Source organism: Chlorogloeopsis sp. ULAP01 (assembly GCF_030381805.1).
GTDB lineage: Bacteria > Cyanobacteriota > Cyanobacteriia > Cyanobacteriales > Nostocaceae > Chlorogloeopsis.
The window spans coordinates 106,734-124,369 of sequence record NZ_JAUDRH010000008.1 but is presented as its reverse complement, the minus strand read 5'-3'; the positions used below and the strand labels follow the sequence as shown (position 1 = coordinate 124,369).

The 17,636-nt window shown below is 42.2% G+C and carries 12 protein-coding genes, 1 tRNA gene and 1 pseudogene; 4 read left to right on the top strand and 10 right to left on the bottom strand.

Translation table 11 applies throughout. From position 1 onward, the window contains the following. Window positions 1–16 precede the first annotated feature (16 nt). Window positions 17–1,597, bottom strand: a complete 1,581-nt coding sequence (gene serA, locus QUB80_RS17365) for a phosphoglycerate dehydrogenase (RefSeq protein WP_289790771.1) — start codon at window positions 1,595–1,597, stop codon at window positions 17–19. A gap of 286 nt (window positions 1,598–1,883) precedes the next feature. On the opposite strand from serA, the pseudogene QUB80_RS17360 reads away from it, so the two are divergent. Further along, a pseudogene (locus tag QUB80_RS17360) lies at window positions 1,884–2,099 on the top strand (winged helix-turn-helix transcriptional regulator); the annotation flags it as partial. A gap of 125 nt (window positions 2,100–2,224) precedes the next feature. Next, window positions 2,225–3,379, top strand: coding sequence for a Fic family protein (locus QUB80_RS17355; protein ID WP_289790770.1), 1,155 nt, complete (start codon window positions 2,225–2,227; stop codon window positions 3,377–3,379). 5 nt (window positions 3,380–3,384) lie between these two features. Here the strand turns inward: QUB80_RS17355 and QUB80_RS17350 are convergent. Together QUB80_RS17350 and QUB80_RS17345 are read right to left on the bottom strand one after the other, a co-directional pair. Continuing rightward, a tRNA-Val gene (locus QUB80_RS17350) sits at window positions 3,385–3,458 on the bottom strand. Between the two features lie 61 nt (window positions 3,459–3,519). Continuing rightward, window positions 3,520–4,836: a hypothetical protein gene (locus QUB80_RS17345; RefSeq protein ID WP_289790769.1), complete on the bottom strand. Its 1,317-nt coding sequence runs from the start codon at window positions 4,834–4,836 to the stop codon at window positions 3,520–3,522. A 168-nt stretch (window positions 4,837–5,004) separates the two neighbouring features. Here QUB80_RS17345 and QUB80_RS17340 point away from each other — a divergent pair, with 168 nt between their 5' ends. After that, complete coding sequence (locus QUB80_RS17340) at window positions 5,005–5,781, top strand: SDR family NAD(P)-dependent oxidoreductase (protein ID WP_289790768.1); 777 nt, start codon at window positions 5,005–5,007, stop codon at window positions 5,779–5,781. A 173-nt stretch (window positions 5,782–5,954) separates the two neighbouring features. On the opposite strand, the gene QUB80_RS17335 is transcribed toward QUB80_RS17340, so the two are convergent. From QUB80_RS17335 to QUB80_RS17305, 7 genes are all read right to left on the bottom strand, one after another. After that, window positions 5,955–6,734 carry a photosystem II electron transport protein, Sll1252 family gene (locus QUB80_RS17335; protein ID WP_289790767.1) on the bottom strand — a complete coding sequence of 260 codons (780 nt, stop codon included), beginning with the start codon at window positions 6,732–6,734 and terminating at the stop codon, window positions 5,955–5,957. Between the two features lie 62 nt (window positions 6,735–6,796). After that, on the bottom strand, window positions 6,797–7,291 hold the full coding sequence (locus tag QUB80_RS17330; RefSeq protein ID WP_289790766.1) for a hypothetical protein: 495 nt from the start codon (window positions 7,289–7,291) through the stop codon (window positions 6,797–6,799). Between the two features lie 84 nt (window positions 7,292–7,375). Then, complete coding sequence (locus QUB80_RS17325) at window positions 7,376–7,756, bottom strand: hypothetical protein (RefSeq protein ID WP_289790765.1); 381 nt, start codon at window positions 7,754–7,756, stop codon at window positions 7,376–7,378. 269 nt (window positions 7,757–8,025) lie between these two features. Beyond that, window positions 8,026–10,272 carry a TolC family protein gene (locus QUB80_RS17320; RefSeq protein WP_289790764.1) on the bottom strand — a complete coding sequence of 749 codons (2,247 nt, stop codon included), beginning with the start codon at window positions 10,270–10,272 and terminating at the stop codon, window positions 8,026–8,028. A 66-nt stretch (window positions 10,273–10,338) separates the two neighbouring features. Then, window positions 10,339–11,907, bottom strand: a complete 1,569-nt coding sequence (gene kaiC / locus QUB80_RS17315; protein ID WP_289790763.1) for a circadian clock protein KaiC — start codon at window positions 11,905–11,907, stop codon at window positions 10,339–10,341. Window positions 11,908–11,991: 84 nt separating this feature from the next. Further along, window positions 11,992–12,309: a circadian clock protein KaiB gene (gene kaiB, locus QUB80_RS17310; RefSeq protein ID WP_026087735.1), complete on the bottom strand. Its 318-nt coding sequence runs from the start codon at window positions 12,307–12,309 to the stop codon at window positions 11,992–11,994. A 170-nt stretch (window positions 12,310–12,479) separates the two neighbouring features. Continuing rightward, entirely contained in the window at window positions 12,480–12,785 is a 306-nt protein-coding gene (locus QUB80_RS17305; RefSeq protein ID WP_289790762.1) for a circadian clock protein KaiA, read from the bottom strand. Window positions 12,786–14,030: 1,245 nt separating this feature from the next. On the opposite strand from QUB80_RS17305, the gene QUB80_RS17300 reads away from it, so the two are divergent. Next, complete coding sequence (locus QUB80_RS17300; RefSeq protein WP_289790761.1) at window positions 14,031–17,534, top strand: ATP-binding protein; 3,504 nt, start codon at window positions 14,031–14,033, stop codon at window positions 17,532–17,534. The last annotated feature ends 102 nt before the right edge of the window (window positions 17,535–17,636 follow it).

Here is a 17,636-nt window from a genome sequence, read left to right as displayed (position 1 = left end):
TGCCAACAGCTAATGCCTACAAAGTTACTGTATAAGCATCCCGAATACCGGGTACTTTGATAATCTCAGCCAAAATCCCATCAGGTAAAGGATCATCAAGACTGAGAACCATCACTGCATCACCGCGAACAATTTTCCTACCTACCTGCATACTGGCAATATTGACATTAAAGCTGCCCAAGAGGGAACCAAGTTTACCAATAATTCCCGGCATATCTCGGTGGAGGGTAAACAGCATATGCTGGCTGGGAGGAACGTTAACAGGGAAACCATCAATGTTAGTCAGGCGGATTTCTCCATCACCCAACAAAGCACCAGTCACAGAGTGAGTACCCAAAGAACCTGTAGCTTCTAGATGCAAAGAACCTGCGTAATCTTTAATTGCAGCATCGCGTGTTTCAATGACGCGAATTCCTCGTTCTTTCGCTTCAAGGGTAGCATTTACATAATTTACTCGTTCCCGCAGTGCTTGGTAAAGAAGCCCTTTTAGGGATGCAACAACCAAAGGCTGACTCTTATTGGTTGCTAGTTCACCTTGTAGTCTAACATTGAGTAATTCTACCCTACCTCCAGCTAGCTGTCCCACCAGCTTACCGAGAGTTTCTGCCAACTGCATATAGGGTTTGAGTTCTTCCAATATATCAGGGCCAAGTCCAGGAATGTTGACTGCCGATCGCGCTGGTAATCCTAACAATACATCCCGAATTTGTTCGGCAACATCAATAGCTACATTCACTTGTGCTTCTGTCGTCGATGCACCTAAATGGGGAGTGAGGATAATTTCTTTACCCAAAGCTCTTAAGGAAGATTCTCCTAATGGTTCTGATTCAAACACATCCAGAGCAGCACCGGCAATTTGTCCTTGTTTGAGAGCCACAGCTAAAGCTTCTTCATCAATGATGCCACCACGAGCGCAATTGATAATCCGAGCAGTGGGTTTCATTTTTGCCAGCATTTTAGCATCGATGAGGTGGGTAGTTTCTGGAGTTTTAGGCATATGCAGCGTGATGTAGTCTGCTTGCTGTACCAATAAATCCAGATCTACCAGTTGACAGCCGATTTGTTCTGCTCGTTCTGTAGAAATGAAGGGATCGTAGGCAAGCAGTTTCATGCCCATTGCTTTGGCAACATTGGCAACGTGAGAGCCGATTTTACCCAAGCCGATTACGCCAAGAGTTTTTTTGTATACTTCTGCTCCAATGAAGCTTTTGCGATCCCACTCGCCGCGTTTTACAGATACATTAGCATCAGGGATGTAGCGAGACAAAGACAACATCATTGCTAGTGCGTGTTCAGCTGCGGCGATCGTGTTGCCCTCTGGAGAATTGACAACTACAATCCCTTTACGGGTAGCGGCGGGAACATCCACATTATCTACACCCACGCCGGCGCGCCCAATAATTTTTAGCTGCGTGCCAGCTTCAATAATTTCTTTAGTAACGCGAGTACCAGAACGAATCATTAGTGCATCGTAATCACCAATGATTTGTACTAGTTCTTCTGGTTTGAGATTTGTTTTGATATCAACAGTGGCAACTTGGGATAAAATATCAATCCCAGCTTGGTCAATCGGATCGGAGACGAGAACCTTAGACATGATACTTTGAGTTTTAAGCTAGAGGTAATGCGGTTGGTAGAATTTATAAGTTTAATGTTTATCTGCACCAATTAAGCAAGTGGTATGAATTTGCCAATAATCCAACACCAACCAGCTATACCCCTTGGTGATTGTGTGAGAGTCTTAGTTACAAAGACCTCCATCACTGAAGGTGCATAGACTTAGTACCACTCCCTCGGTAAATATAAACCATCAAGGGCGCAAATACTCATTATTTTATTAAAAATTTCAAAAGCGATTGGATCATACTTGTTGAGTTCCTACGCGATCGCTACCAGGAATTACACAAAAAATGCTGACGCAGCAACTCCGGGAATTAGAAGAAGATGGTATTATTCATCGCGAAATTTATCCGCAAATTCCCCCAAAAGTCGAATATTCGCTGACACCTTTAGGAGAAAGTCTCAAACCAATCTTATATGCAATGCACGAATGGGCGATTCAACACTTACATCAAATTAACCGTCGTAAAAATGCGTGACAAGGAGTAATGATAGTCAAAGCCAAATCTTATTTTATAAAATAGGCTATAAATAAAATAAGATTTAAAACTTGCTGACTTATTTCACGGCACTAAAATAAGACTCTTACTCATCTGTTTATATTATGCGAAGTGGTCGATATGTAAAACAAGTTGAAGGCTACAGTGCATTTCTCCCGGCTCCCTTACCTCCAGATCCGCCTATAAAGTTGGATGATCTAGAACTGATCCGTCTGCTATCCGATGCCGATCGCGCCTTAGGCAGACTTGATGGTTCTACCTCGATTCTCCCCAATCCTGACTTGTTTGTAGCAATGTATGTCCGTCAAGAAGCGGTACTGAGTTCGCAGATTGAAGGAACTCAAAGCACCTTAGAAGACGTGCTTCAGTTTGAAATCGATGTCAAAAATCAGGAAATTCCCAAAGATGTAGAAGAGGTAGTCAATTATATCCGAGCCATGAATTATGGGTTGGAACGCCTAAAGGAATTTCCGCTTTGTCTGCGCCTAATTCGAGAGATCCACGCCCATTTAGTTGACGGAGTAAGGGGAGGCGATCGGACTCCTGGTGAGTTTCGTACAAGTCAAAACTGGATTGGTGCAACAGGTTGTAACTTAGCTACTGCTTCTTTCATTCCACCGCCAATTACAGAGATGAACCAAGCTTTAGACAACCTGGAGAAATTTTTGCATGATACTAAATCTTTCCCTGTACTTATCCTATGTGGGCTAGCTCACGCGCAGTTTGAGACTATCCACCCGTTTTTAGATGGTAATGGGCGTATGGGACGCTTGTTAATCACCTTTTTACTATGTGAGCGAGGAATTTTACAGCGGCCCCTTTTATACCTCAGTCACTATCTAAAAGCCCATAGAATAGAATACTATGACCGACTTATGGCTATCCGTACAGATGGAGATTGGGAAGGGTGGTTAAAATTTTTCTTGCGAGGCGTTTTTGAGGTTAGTCAGTCTGCGACGGCAACCGCCCGCTCAATTCTTAACCTACGCGAGACTCATCGGGAAATCATCGGTCAGAAAATTTCTAGCAGTAATTACGGTTTGCGTTTATTAGACTTTCTGTTTCAGCAACCCATAGTGACTGTCAGGCTAGTAGAAGAACATCTTCAGTGCGCTTACGTTACAGCCAGCAAAACAGTAGAGCAGTTTGTAGAGCTTGGATTTCTTAGAGAAATCACTGGTTGGCAGCGCAATCGTCTATACCGTTATGAACCATATCTAGCTCTCTTTCAGCCACTTAAGATTACCACATCTTCATAAGGAAATGGACGTAACTGGATTCGAACCAGTGACCTCTACGATGTCAACGTAGCGCTCTAACCAACTGAGCTATACGTCCGTTTTCAGATTTGTAAGCATAACATATATTTCTTTAAAAAAGCAACTTCTTCCACAAAAAGCTACTGTTGTAACCTTTGTTGTGCTGATATGAGCAGTTGTTGTGCTTCTGGGTAAGCAATTGTCCCTGGTTTAACAGTTTTCAGTTCATTGATAACTCCCATTAACTCACCTTTGAATTGATTGCGATCTGTAGGAGGGTAAGCAACCAGTCTTTGGATTTGCTCGTTAGCTTTGTTGAGGGCTTGGGTTGACTCGGTTTCTGCTTGCTTGCGAAATTGCACAATACCTAAGTTGCTCTGATATGCAGCTAGTAGCTTTTGTGCTTCCAAATAATTTGGTTCTTCTACTTGAATTTTTTGCAGCCGTTCAATTGCTTCAACCCACAATTTTTCTACTTGTTGCCATTTTTCGGCTGGATGGGGTGAATTTTGTGAAACTTGTGCAGCTTGCAAGGCAAATACTTTTGCAGCCTCAATTAATGAACCTGTCTGGCTATTCCCTGTAATCTTGTGAGTGACTTTACCAAAATCGCGCTCGTAGGCTTTTAGCTTTGTTTGTGCCGTTTTTCCTGCTAGTGTTTCTTCTGGTATTTGCTTTAGAGAATCCAGCGCCGCTTGCATAGATGCGAGCGCCTTCTGTTGTTCTTGTGCATTCTTGGCTTGTTCGTATTGCTGCTTTGCAACCCCCAGAACGTTTTCTGCTTTGGTTAATAGTGTAAAAGCATTTTTTTCTTGAAAAACTTTTGCATCCATCCGCGCTACCTGGCGACGAGCGTCTTCAAACTCATCCAAGGTAAACTTCCAAGTGCAGCTAAAGAAGCGACAGTAAGCTTGAGGATAGTACCCCAGAAACCAAACTGGTAGATGATCCAGATGCTTTTGTGCTGCTTTAACTTTGTTTGCACCACGCTCAATATCAGCTTGGCTTGTAGCTTTATTGATGAGCTGATCTGCTTGTTCAACGTAATTTACCGCTCCACGATAGTTACGATCCATACTAATAAAACTAGGTAGTAGCAGAATTGGCGCTGTTTTGGTAATAGGCCAGCGAATCATAGGATAGGGTAAATTTACCACCCACACTACTCCAGTCACAGTTGTGACTAAAATAGTCGCCCATTTTATTTTGCTGAAAATGGCAGATGGGTGATTGGCTTTTGCAGCTTGCTTAATTGCCTTTTCGCTGAATTGGGGAAATACATCTACAACTGTATCGCGTAACTCATCTACATTAGCAGGATGACCTTTTTCTCGCCGCAGTTTTTCTAAGCGTTTCATAACGATTAGGCACTCGGTTTTGCCAATCTCGCCATCACTGCCACATTTTTCAACTTCAGCACTCAATATTTCAAAAGCTCGCTTTTTGAGACGGGACATAAAAAACTCAGGAATTTATGATTTTAGTATTCCCGTCGATAACGAAAAATATATAAATAACCTGGTGCTGCTTTGCCTTGTTGGGTATATGACTATAGGCGGTTCAAACTTCCAACTAAATATTGTTAGTATCTGTAAAGTGATTAACAAATTATTTTAGTACCGAGAATGCCGACTGCTTTAATTACAGGAGCCTCTGATGGCATTGGAAAAGCATTTGCAGAGGAACTAGCCGCACGCAATACAAATCTTGTGCTCGTTGCTCGTTCTCAAGAAAAGTTAAACCAACTGGCAAAAGAACTACAAGAAAATTATCAAATTCAAGTTGACATTATAGTCACAGATTTGACAGAAACAGGCGCTACTAGTGCGGTGTTTGATTTCACTCAACAACAGGGATTGACGATTGACTTATTAATTAACAATGCTGGTTTTGCTGATTATGGAGACTTTGCCGAAACAGACGAAGAAAGGCAAATTAAGATGGTACAATTAAATGTTTTGGCATTAGTCCATTTAACCCATAAATTTCTACCTCTGATGCGACAGCGCCGCTCAGGCAGCATCATTAATGTATCTTCTTTAGCTGCATTTCAACCGATCCCATACCTTTCTGTTTACTCCGCCAGCAAAGCTTTTGTTCGCAATTTTAGCGAAGCATTGTGGGCAGAAAATCGCCACTATGGTATCCGCATTTTAGTCTCTTGTCCGGGGCCAGTTGAAACAAACTTTTTTACTGAAGCTAAATTTCCTCCAGAACTAGCAGGAAGAACAAATAAAATATCTACAGCCAAGGAGGTTGTGCAGGAAACGCTAAAAGCTTTGGAAAGAGGTGATTCTACTGTGGTAATTGGTGGTTTGACGACTCATTTAATCACTAAATTAGCTGGTTTTGTTCCACGCACAACTTTAGTGAATATTTTGGAAAAACAATTTAAGGTGTAAGAGTTAATAGTTAATAGTCAATAGTCATTAGTTATCAGATAATCATTGGTGGTTAGTATACTGACTCACTAAATTACTGTTTACTAATTACCAATTACTGTAAGGGCGGGTTTTATTGATTATCTTTCGGTTAAAAAAGATAATTTATCTTCTAAACCCGCCTCTACTATCTCCTACATATAACGTATGAGTTGGACGCGATATCTATCTTTCTTGGTAATAGCAATATCACCAACTTCTAAACGCCCTTTGCCACGGATTGCTATTAAGTCACCTGTTTTGACTTGAGAACTAGCTTGAGTGATGTCTTTCCAATTCACTCGTACATCACCTGCATCTATTAATTCCACCATTTTACTGCGAGACATACTAAATCCAGCCGAGGCGATCGCATCTAAACGCAAAGATGCCTCCACGGTGGTTAATTCTTTTTTCTTCGGTTCGCGCACCTTTAACTCGCTTAAATCGATACGCTGAGTTTTCACAGGAACCGATCGCACCTGTTTGAGGTTCATCTCTAAAAAGTCTACTAATTCCGGTACAACTATTGCTTGTGCTCCGCGTTCGCCCAAAACAATAATATCTCCTGTCTTTTCGCGAACAATACCGGTTCCCAGCATTGCACCCAAAAAGTCGCGGTGAGTGGCAGTATCAAATAGAAAATTACCAGCGATATCTAGTGCGGCGATCGTGACTTGAGATATATCGAGAGGAAGCTCAGAACGAGCGATCGCTATTCTTTGACGTTCTGCTTGCGGATATCCTCCCCACGCTAGCAATTGTACTTCTGTTAATCGACCAAATACCTGCTGAATTTCAGCCAACTCTGGCGGAGACAGAAAATCTGTCAAAATCACTTCCCAAGTTTTAATGGCTTGTTCGGCTTGATCGATGACACGAGCTAAAGCATCTCGATTTTCAACACCTTTTAAAATTTCTTCCCTTGGTAGCATTACTAATGATTTGTTAATTGTTAATCGTTAATTGCTATCAGCTATTAGTCATTAGCCATTAACTATTGTTGATAACCTTGAATATTTTCTGGCTCATATTGACGTAAAATGCGGTTTGCTTGGCGAATCAGAGTTTCGGAGCCTTGAACCGCTATTAAGTATTTACCTTCATTCAAGCGGTTGCGGTACGGTAAAGCATCACCACTACCGACGATTAAGCCAATTCCACCACCTACAAACAGGCTACCCAAAGCACCACTACCAGCTCCTAACAATCCTCCAATGATGTGATTGCCAATGTCACCTGCCCAAGCAAAGGTGTTTAACCCGGTAATAATGCTGAAAGTCGTTCCGGCAAAAAATCCAAAGGGTATGAGCCAGAATGCCATTAACCTGGCTTGCTTTTTAGCTGGTTCTTTAGGATCGATTAAGCCAAATTCATCGGCTGATTTGTAGCCTTTACCTAAAATTGTGCCTTTTATGCCTTCTTTTTCTAAGGCTAAGTAAGCAGCTTCTGCTTGGATACGGTCTGATAATACGGCAATCAGGTAATTCATTGGTATAACTGGATATAACTTTGTTTGTTTGAAATCAGTTTTGCCTTAATTACCAGGGTATCAGTGCTGGGAGTTCTAAACCATTTACTCCAACAATACATCCAATGGCTCACAAAAATTGTTTATCCCCTGCTTGAGAATATACATTAAAACTGGTGCGGCTAAAATTTTCGGAAACGTCGGCATTGTATTTAAACGCTGCATAATCCCTTTGACTGAACCGTTAAGCAAGTCTTCACGAAATTCTTGTTCGCAAATCACAGCCCGCCACTTTCTTGCTAAGGCATCTAACCACTCTGAATTTGCTCTTTCTGGTTGTTGCCCTACCCGAATAGCTAACGTCATTGCTGCGTCTTCCAAATCGCCCTCACAATCTTCTATCATGTCCAATGCTTCCATTGCTCTGGGATCATCTGCCAATTGTGAGCGAAAGAGGGCGATTTCTTGCACTGTCACTGTAGTCATGGGATGTTTTTTCTAGCCAGGTATTGACCTCTCAGCTATGTTATTCCAAATTTTGACCAATATAAATTAACCTGCTCGAAACTGTAGAAATTTACTCTAGAGAATTGAGCAGGCTGTTATGGCAATACAATTTTGCGATCGCCAGCAATTTTGTATCTTTTTTAACTATTTAGTAAATAAAAATACGTTCCCCTATATAGTTATTAGTCCATAGCCCAAAGTTATTTGACAAATAACTAATGACTAGTGACTAATGACTATTATCTAACCTAACGTAATGCTCTGGTAGTGACAGCTCTTTGTAAATTAGCCAAAGCGCGGTTGTAATCCAAAATTGCGACTACACGATTGCCTTCAGCAGTAGTTAAATCAGTTTCAGCTGCAATCACATCGGTTTGGGTTCCCACGCCTGCTTGAAAGCGCAAACGGGCTAAACGGAGGGCTTCTCTAGCTTGATCTAGTGCAGCATTGGCAGTTTGGACATTCTCTAGGTTAGCTTGCAAATTCGAGTAGGCTTGTTCGACGTCAAAGCGAGTCTGATCGCGCTGTTGAGCAAATTGAGTTTCAGCAATCCGGATATTGGCTCTTTCTTGAGCTGCTCTGGCTCTGGCTGCTCCCCCATCAAATAAATTTAGGTTTGCCCGGAGTCCAATCGAGTAGCCATCGGTGACGCTGATACTATCATCGAACTGATCTAGCAGGTTATAGCTAGCAATTACACTCACTTGTGGGCCTAACTCTGAAAGAGCTAAACGTCGTCTTTGTTCGCTAATATTACGTTGTGCCAAAAACTGTTGCAGTTCCGGACGATTTTGAAAGGCGAGTACAATACTTTCTTCCAATGTTGGATTCCAAAGACCTGCTAAGTTAACTGGATCTGCTGCACTAATATTAATCGATCCTGGGATACTCAAGCGAGTTGACAATTGGCTGCTAGTAATTCGTTGCTGGGAAAGCGCTCTTGTCAAGTTCTGTTGGGAATTTGCCAAATTGACTTGCGCTCGCAGTACATCAAACCGCGTACCCACTCCAGCTCGTTCTAATGCCTGGGCATCCCGTAAGCTCGCTTCGGCATTTGTGACAGCAGCTTGCTGAATTCGCACATTTTCATCTGCTTGTTGCAAGTCGTAGTAGTTAGTTGTAACATCTAGACGGATTTGTTCAGACAAGCGCTCTACATCTAATTGCTGGAAGCGTACCTGCTCCTCAGCAGCGTTGATATTAGCTTGCCGTCTCCCCGAAGTGTAAATATCGTAAGTAAATTGTGCTGTACCATTAAAGGATGAAGAAGGTTCATCTTGGGATGGACTGCGTAATTCAGGTGGTACACCAGCTTCAGCTTGCCTTGTTCGTTCAGTCTGTAATTGTCCGCTAGCAGACTGCTGACGACCAATTTCAGCGCTCAATCCCAAATTAGGATACAAAGCAGCTTGTGCTTCTCGCAGACTAGCTCGCGCACGTTGTAGCTCTAGTAAAGATACTTGTAGCTCCCGATTGTTGCGCCGAGCGAGTTCTATTGCTTGTTCTAAGCTGATTGGTTGCGTTCCCCTCGTTCTCACTTCCTCTATTTCAGTTGGATACTGTAGAGGATTGGGGTTGGGATTGAGATAGTCAGGAATTGGTTGTGGAGTTTTAGATCCAGCAGGGGTGGTTGGCGCACTCTGAGTAGGAGGTGTTACTGGTGCAGGAGTGGTTGGCGTACTTGAAGGTACTTGCGATACTAATTCTGTCACTAATGATTTTTGTGAACAGCCAACCGGGTTCAAAATAGAAGCTTGCTGTTGACAATTCTGTACTTCTAGCAGTTTTGCCGCTCTCGAATTGCTAACATTACTCCGTAAAAATTTTGACAATGATGTACTAGGATTTTTCTGAGAACTTCGTTCCTGAGATGAAAGCTTAGACAAGCTTTTGTCTGGGACAGAACTTAGTTTTAAAGTAGTATCAGAAACACCTATTTTCTGTGATCGCCTCAGTGCGAGTACTTCACGCAGCCTCTGTCCGTTGTCTTTAGCTGTATTCCTGGAACTGGCACGGGCATTCGGCTTAACTTTGGGAACAGGAATACTAACTGATGTTTTGACAGGGCGCTTGGGTGTGCTTGCCAGCTTACCCAAGCTAGCTCCAGATGCGTTACTAGGCTGTATTTGGTTGCTAGTAATAGCACGGTTGTTCCCTGATAGATACTTGGCAGGCAAGGTGGCGCTCAAGCTAAAAATTGCTGCCTCATTTGCGGATATTTGTTCTACTGGGATACCAGTTTTTCCGGTAACTACAACTCCCAGATTTTGACTGCTGGGTGCTGATAGGCGATCGCCAATCGCAAATAGTTGCCGATCTAAATTATTTGCTTTCGTCAGCCAACTACCACTACTGATGGTGGAAGTTGAAACACTCGGAGGGACAACCTGCTGTAACCCACTGGCTTTCGCCGTTTCAGCCCAAGTGGGTTGGGTTGTTAATACAGCTGCTGTCACACCAGGCAAGAAACTATAGAAGATTTGCTGTCCTTTCACCGCATCCCCTCACACGACAATTAAGCGGCTTCAAACCGTTGATCACCACAGAACTATAGCACTATGCTAACTGGAGGTTCCGGAACTATCTTTGTCTTGAAAACTCTTGACTATACGAGATAGTTCGGCTTTTTCATCGATATTAACGCGGGTAGGTGCTCCACTGACAATTCTTTCATAATTACGGAAAGAATCTTTAATTTCTGGCCCATCAGCCGTAATATTGTACTCGCGAATACCCTTGTCATGCCAAGAGCCGCGCATTTTGAATACATTGATTGCTCGTGCCATTTCCCCACGAATTTCTACATATTGCAACATCAAAATTGTGTCAGTAATCGTAGAGATATGGGAATCGGTAATCGAATGTGATCCCATAAATTGATCTGTTGTATTGGTAAAAAAGCCCGTAATTTCTTCTTGCTTGGCGTAACCAGTGACACCAATCACAAATTGCCGGAATGCATTATTGCTCACACCTCGGGCTAGGGCAGAGAGGGAATCAATCGCAATTCGGGCTGGCTTAAATTCAGCAATCTCTGACTTAATAATTTGTAGATGATCCTCTAAACCAGTTGATTCGGGATAGGTACAAATAATTTTGAGCAAACCTTGACGTTCTAAATCTTCAAAATCAATTCCCCAAGAGTAAGCGTTGCGCGATAGTTGGGCGCGTGATTCTTCATAAGCAAAAAGTATTGCCCGTTCACCATTATTGCAGCCATCTTGTAAAAATTTGCTGACGAGTAATGTCTTGCCGGTACCTGTGGCTCCCGTCGCTAAAATTATCGAATCTTTAAAAAACCCTCCACCACACATCTCGTCCAAAGTCTTCACCCCAGACGATACTCGCACATTTGAGGATCTTTGAGTCAAGCGCATTGCTCCCAGAGGAAAAATATTGACTCCTTCGTTAGTGATTGTGAAGGGATACTCGCCTTTCATGTGTGTTGTCCCACGCAATTTGAGAATTTCCATTGTGCGGCGACGGCGTTCTCCTTCTAAGACATTGCGGACGATCACTACATTATCAGAGACAAATTCTTCTACCCCAAAACAGGCAACAGGCCCGTATTCTTCTGTGCGTTCTGTGGTAATGATGGTAGTAACGTTTAATTGTTTGAGTCTTGCTACCAAACGAAAAATCTCTCGCCGCACTACTCCTACTGCTTCATACTGCTGGAATACTGCTGTAATTGAGTCGATCGAAACTCGTTTAGCTTTGTACTTGCGAATTGCATACTGCAAACGCTCGATTAGTGCTGAAAGGTCGAAGTTGCCAACTATGTCTTGTCCTTCAGGATCGGGAGACGCATCGAGAATAAACAACTTCCCTTCGTCCATCAGACGTTGCAAGTCCCACCCAAAAATATAAGCGTTTTTAATGATATCATGTGGGGACTCTTCAAAAGTAACGAATACTCCTGGGTCATCAAAATAGCTGATACCGTTGTAAAGAAACTGAAGAGAAAATAAAGTTTTGCCAGTTCCAGAGGTACCGCTAACCAGGGTTGTTCTGCCCACAGGTAATCCGCCATGACTAATATCGTCAAAGCCTTCGATCATTGTACGAATTTTCTCTACACCCTCAAGTAACGGTGTGTGATTTTTCTCTGGTTGGTCGTTTTCTCTCATTTTTGTGGACTGTTACAAATGGGAATTCAACCCAGTTATTATATTAATAAAATTTGAAGTGTAGTTTGAGCTATTTATAATAGCTTATTCTTGGAATTGTTCTTCTTCAGACAGTTCTTCATATAGTAAATCTAATCCAATTAGCACTCTTTCTCTATCTGATAGATCACCGATGATTTTCCGAACGGGTGGGGGCAAGATTTTTGATAGTGTTGGTGTAGCTAGGATCTTATCTTCCTCGGCTAATTGGGGGCTTTTGAGCACATCGATCACCTTTAAAGCATAAATGCCTTGAAATTCTTGATCTAATATGTTCTTGAGGGTTTTTAATGCCCTGACAGAGTTGGGGGTGTTCCCTGCTACATAAAGCTTGAGAACGTAAGTTTTTCTTACCTTATTCATATCGATTGTACAGGCTGGAGATAAAATTATGACAAGATGATATTATCGGCAATTCTGTCATCAAGTTGGCTACAACATTAGATATCAAAGAATAATGTTTTTGGCTCTATACTTGTTTTCTCGCTTCAATTTATTTGCATCAACACTCACCTATGTCGATCATATACAGGCTATTTAGGAAGCGATCGCCTGTAAATTTCGCACAGATGAGCTAAGATATCGATTAATGTTAAACGGTAGTCAAGCAGGGTTTCGTCGCTCCGTCCCTCTAACTTTAGATGTTTAGAAAATTCGTCAATTAGCTCCATATGAATTTCTATAATTTGCGGCACAGGAATATTAGCACAAAATACTGCATTGATAAATTTATCAATTTTTTCTTGCAAATTTTTGTCTGTGGTAAAGTAATTTATGAGAATCTCACGGTAGTCCGATTTGATTTGCTGTAAAAATGCCTGGCGATCGGCTTTTGTCATTTGTTGAAATATTTACTGCTGTTCTGACTGATGACATCTAGCTACATACAAAATATGAACGAAAAAATTTTTTACTCAACGTTTGTTTGCAACCACTTCAGCACACGATTTCATGGAAAAATTCGTAGTGATAGCAAAATCTTGAACGCAAAATTTCACATTTGCTAAGTGCATTGTTCAACTAAACCTCCAAGAAAAACCTACTTAATGATTAAAGAGCTAAGTAGTATTAGCTTGAAGAACCTCTATAGGAAATACGCAACATAGCACTTATATATTTAAACAGAGTTAGCTCTATGACCTCCTTCGCTCTAGGCGACTCAAAGTAGTAAAAAAGTATTTAAATAAATCTAAACGCTACTTCATACAGTCGAAGCAGGTATGTGAGTCAAAGAGTAAAGTTATTTAAAGCAAGCAGCCTCAATAACAAATTGTAAACTAAATATTAACAAATATTACCCTATTGTTCAGCAGAAGCATTTCATCGGTCTTTGAGGAGGCGTTGGACTGAAAAAGGGTGTAGAGTGTGGGTTATCCCCATCAATCTCCTTCACGAGACTTATATACCTGAGATATTTTGTTTTCGCCATCGACCTCCTTGAGAGGTTTCAAGTCAATTGCTTGTGGGAGAGGATGTCAATTCTTGTATTTCTCGTATTCATCCCTACACCCTACACTCATTCGCTAATTACTCTCAAATTAAATCCTGCATATCTATCTAAATATATATTTTGACTTTGACTCCTTGATAAGATACTTAAACGAAGTTAAATGTTTGTCGCATTCTAAATCATTATAATTCCTAAAGGTTCTAAAGCGAATATTTAGAGCCATAATTGGTTTAGCTGTCGCTATCTTAAAACAAGAGTTTTAACATCAGAAAAACACTGATGAACAGGAGGCTGTGGTTGTGGCGGTAATTACCGTTAGTTGTAAACTACTTTGGTTCAAAAGTAGCTTTCCACTCAAACCCTCAGGTAAATTCCCATAAGGTAGGATAACTTAGCCTCCGGAACTTTTAAGCGGTAAAGCCAAATGCCGTTGTGAGAAAAAACTTGCTTGTTGCAATCAGCATAATTTATGAAGGTAAATTTTGTTCTAAGAGTTGCAAATGTGACAACTATCACCTAAATCCTGCATAATTTGAGGAGATTAGGTTGAGGCGCTAAAGACTATACACCATACTGGCAGCTTGGTAATGCTGGATGCTTCCGCAGGAAGAAAGACCCCTGAAGCCTTATGTCAATGCTAAAGTACCCGCTTTATGAATTTATCGCCACCGCGCCCAGCTGTGTAGAAACAACTGCTTTAAAAATGGTGCTGGAAATTTTTGAGCAACAGCAGTGCGATCGCTTAGTAGTTTTAGATGAGCAACAATGCCCAATTGGGTTAGTTTATTCTGGGCGTTTGCTGACCACACTTTTAGCAGCAAATCAAGCAGAGCATAAAGGTGGTGGGTTGATTGACTTGCAGGAGCCTCTTGCCAAATGGCACTCAACCTTAGTTGAACCAGTCAAGACATTCCCAGCGACATGGAGTATCGAGCAATTGAACTGGTTTGTGCGATCGCAACAAAACCAGAATCATACTCACTTAGATTGGGTACTCATTGACTCAAAGGGCAAGTTTTTAGGACTAGTAGATAGTTTGCGTCTGTTGAAATTTTTAGCCAAGCAGAAAGTAAAAGTTCAGCCACAGGAAAATAAATCTTCTCACCTCCCCTCTGGTGCAGGCAACACAACCAAAGATTCTTCTTGGGTGGCTTCCCCCAAAGTAAAATCTCGTCGCCGCAAACTAGCAACAGAGCAAGCTACTGTGCCAGAAGTCGTAGGTGCCTCTGCGGTGGCGGAAGAAAAAGCAACTGTCATGGAATCGCGAGCACCATTACACCAACCATTAGTACAGTTGTTGGAAAGATTACCTTGGCCTTTGATGTTACAAACTAGCAATGGCGAAGTAGTCACACAAAATCCAGCTTGGTGGCAGCAATTGGGAGTGTTAAAAGATCCAGAAGGAGTGAGACAGGAGGTAGAAGCAATACTCACCCCCACAGTTGTGAAAAAACCTGAATACACAACTGCTAAAGTAGCAAATAATGCAAACGCTAAGATAAATGACAGTTGCTATCAAGCACAGCCTACACCCATCCAAGTTCTGGCATCAGAAAATGACTTATTAAATGACAATACGGTAACATTACCAACAGGCGTGCCATTGCGGCCAAAATTAACTACACCAGATCCAAATCCCTTTGCCAATCTACCTGCACAATCATCTACTCTGCGAGAAGCCGCAGACGCATCAACAACAACAAATCGCTGCTTTTTGGATAGCCAGCAGGGTACTTGTACCTGTGTTGTAGAAGTGCAAAATGGACAAGAGCGAGTTTGGCAATTTGCCAAAATTCCTCTAGATAGTTCTGATTTGAAAACCAAAAGTTCTGAGTCAGGCATGGTGACAAGCACTGACTTGTGGCTGATGCTAGCAACAGATGTGACTGAACAGCAACAACTCAGCAAAGAACTAGCAGCGAAAAATGCCGATTTAATTCAACTAAATCGTTTAAAAGATGAATTTTTAGCCTGTATTAGTCATGAACTCAAGACTCCTCTCACCGCAGTCTTAGGATTATCGCGATTGCTAGTAGATCAGCAATTAGGAAAACTCAACGAAAGGCAAGCGCGTTATGCCGGGCTAATTCATCAAAGCGGACGTCATCTGATGAGCGTGGTCAATGATATTTTAGACTTGACCCGCATGGAAAGCGGACAGATGGAGTTAATGCTAGCAGGTGTCAACATTCGGACAGTGTGCGATCGCGCCCTATCAGAAGCCAAAGCGATGCATACTCAAAACCGCAAAACTACGATTGCCTCGCCAGCACCAGCAGTTGTCAAAGAACACCAATTTACCCTCTCGATTGAACCAGGTTTGGAGGAAATTGTCGCAGACGAATTTCGCCTCCGGCAGATGTTAGTACATCTGCTCTCCAATGCCTTTAAATTTACCGAAACAGGAGGCGATATTGGAGTCAGGGTAAATCGGTGGGAAGGTTGGATTGCCTTTACAGTTTGGGATACGGGTATTGGTATTCCCGAACACCAACAACATTTAATCTTTCAAAAATTCCAACAATTAGAAAATCCCCTCACCCGTCAGTTTGAAGGTACCGGTTTGGGATTGGTACTAACTAGAGCTTTGGCTCGTCTCCATGGTGGAGATGTTAGCTTCTTATCTCGTGAAGGACAAGGTAGCCAATTTACTTTGTTATTACCGCCGACTCCTCCACACAAAATTGGGGCAGGAGAAGATAGCCATGAAATTGCTACAGAAAGTAGTTATTATTCGCCCTCGTCTCTAAACTCACTCGCCCCTACCTCAAATTCCCATTCATTAGTTTCAACTTCTCCAGCCAATCGCAACAGTTTAGTTTTGATTGTAGAGGCAGTAGCCCGATATATAGAAGACTTAACTGAACTATTAACAGCTTTGGGCTACCGAGTTGTAATTGCGCGATCGGGATGTGAGGCAGTAGAAAAAGCACGCCGCTTACAACCAAAAGCGATATTTCTCAATCCACTACTACCTTTGCTGTCGGGTTGGGATGTACTCACCTTACTAAAATCTGATGTTGCAACTCGCAGCATTCCTGTAATTGTGACGGCAACAGCAGCTGAAAAAGAACAAGCATTTGCCAATCGTGCTGATGGTTTTCTCAGTTTGCCAGTGAAGCATCAAGTGTTGGCACCGCTATTGGAAAGTTTGTGTGCCATGCCAGAACCAATGCTGCAAAATGCAATTAAAGAAACTACGGTTGAGCACACGCCACTGCGAATTCTGAGATTAGTTAATCATCAAGGAGATACTTTAAATTTACACCCTTTTTTACAGCAGCACCGGGTGATAGAAGTAGATGACATCGAACAGGCAGAACTTTTGGCTAGAGTTTGGCAATTTGATGTAGTGTTACTAGATGCAGAAATGCCAACAGCACAAGCCTGCTTGCAGAGACTTAAAGCTAATCCTCGTTTGGCGTCACTACCGCTAGTAACCTGTGATGTAGCTACCACCCAGGCGGCTTCTCAAGTAGCTGGATTATCAGTGTTTCCTTGCTTAACACAAAACAGCACAGACAACAGTAATAACGACAAGCAAGTGGACGCTTTGTTATCAGTATTGCAAATTGCAGCTAGTATATGCTGTCCTCCCAGCATCTTAGTGGTGGATTTGGCACTCTTACCTGACTTACCAGACACCAAATACAAACGGGGATCAAGAGCAGATGGTGTTCGTTATGCCAAAGGTGCTTCCTTGGGGGAGTTAACTGTAGACGAAAATACCCCTTTTCCTAGCCAAAATCTGAAATCTTCAACTACCTCTCGCGGTTCGGAGTGGTTCCAAGCTTTGATTCAATATTTGCAAACTGCTGGGCTGAAAGCGACAATAGGGCGTTCTTGGGCAGAACTGTTACAACAACTCCGTCACGAAAGTGTTGACTTATTGCTGATTTGCTTGAGAGAAACTAAGATGCCAAAAGAGGTATTCTCAGCACTTAGGGCATTGGAGCAATTACCATTTCAGTTGCCACCAGTTTTGGTACTCGATCAGCGACGAAATCCCGACATCTCCCATGAAGGTTCTGTTGAAAATGTAGTGGGTGCGATCGCAAGCGAAATCCTCCCCCGCTCAATCTCTATGGAAGACTTACTAAAGCATATCAATCAAGCTTTGAGTACCAAAAATAGGTAACAGCGAATGGGGAACAGGAAACAGGTGCCGCTGTTGTGTCTACCGCGTCTACTGCCCTCTGCCTTTGTTTATTTAAAATCTTCAAGCAAAGCAAAATTAGTT

Excerpts from the sequence above, each read along its gene's own strand:
- QUB80_RS17340 (WP_289790768.1), top strand. The coding sequence starts at position 5,005 with ATGCCGACTGCTTTAATTACAGGAGCCTCTGATGGCATTGGAAAAGCA.
- QUB80_RS17335 (WP_289790767.1), bottom strand. The coding sequence starts at position 6,734 with ATGCTACCAAGGGAAGAAATTTTAAAAGGTGTTGAAAATCGAGATGCT.
- kaiB (WP_026087735.1), bottom strand. The coding sequence starts at position 12,309 with ATGAATAAGGTAAGAAAAACTTACGTTCTCAAGCTTTATGTAGCAGGG.
- QUB80_RS17355 (WP_289790770.1), top strand. The coding sequence starts at position 2,225 with ATGCGAAGTGGTCGATATGTAAAACAAGTTGAAGGCTACAGTGCATTT.
- QUB80_RS17330 (WP_289790766.1), bottom strand. The coding sequence starts at position 7,291 with ATGAATTACCTGATTGCCGTATTATCAGACCGTATCCAAGCAGAAGCT.
- QUB80_RS17300 (WP_289790761.1), top strand. The coding sequence starts at position 14,031 with ATGCTAAAGTACCCGCTTTATGAATTTATCGCCACCGCGCCCAGCTGT.
- serA (WP_289790771.1), bottom strand. The coding sequence starts at position 1,597 with ATGTCTAAGGTTCTCGTCTCCGATCCGATTGACCAAGCTGGGATTGAT.
- kaiC (WP_289790763.1), bottom strand. The coding sequence starts at position 11,907 with ATGAGAGAAAACGACCAACCAGAGAAAAATCACACACCGTTACTTGAG.
- QUB80_RS17305 (WP_289790762.1), bottom strand. The coding sequence starts at position 12,785 with ATGACAAAAGCCGATCGCCAGGCATTTTTACAGCAAATCAAATCGGAC.
- QUB80_RS17325 (WP_289790765.1), bottom strand. The coding sequence starts at position 7,756 with ATGACTACAGTGACAGTGCAAGAAATCGCCCTCTTTCGCTCACAATTG.
- QUB80_RS17345 (WP_289790769.1), bottom strand. The coding sequence starts at position 4,836 with ATGTCCCGTCTCAAAAAGCGAGCTTTTGAAATATTGAGTGCTGAAGTT.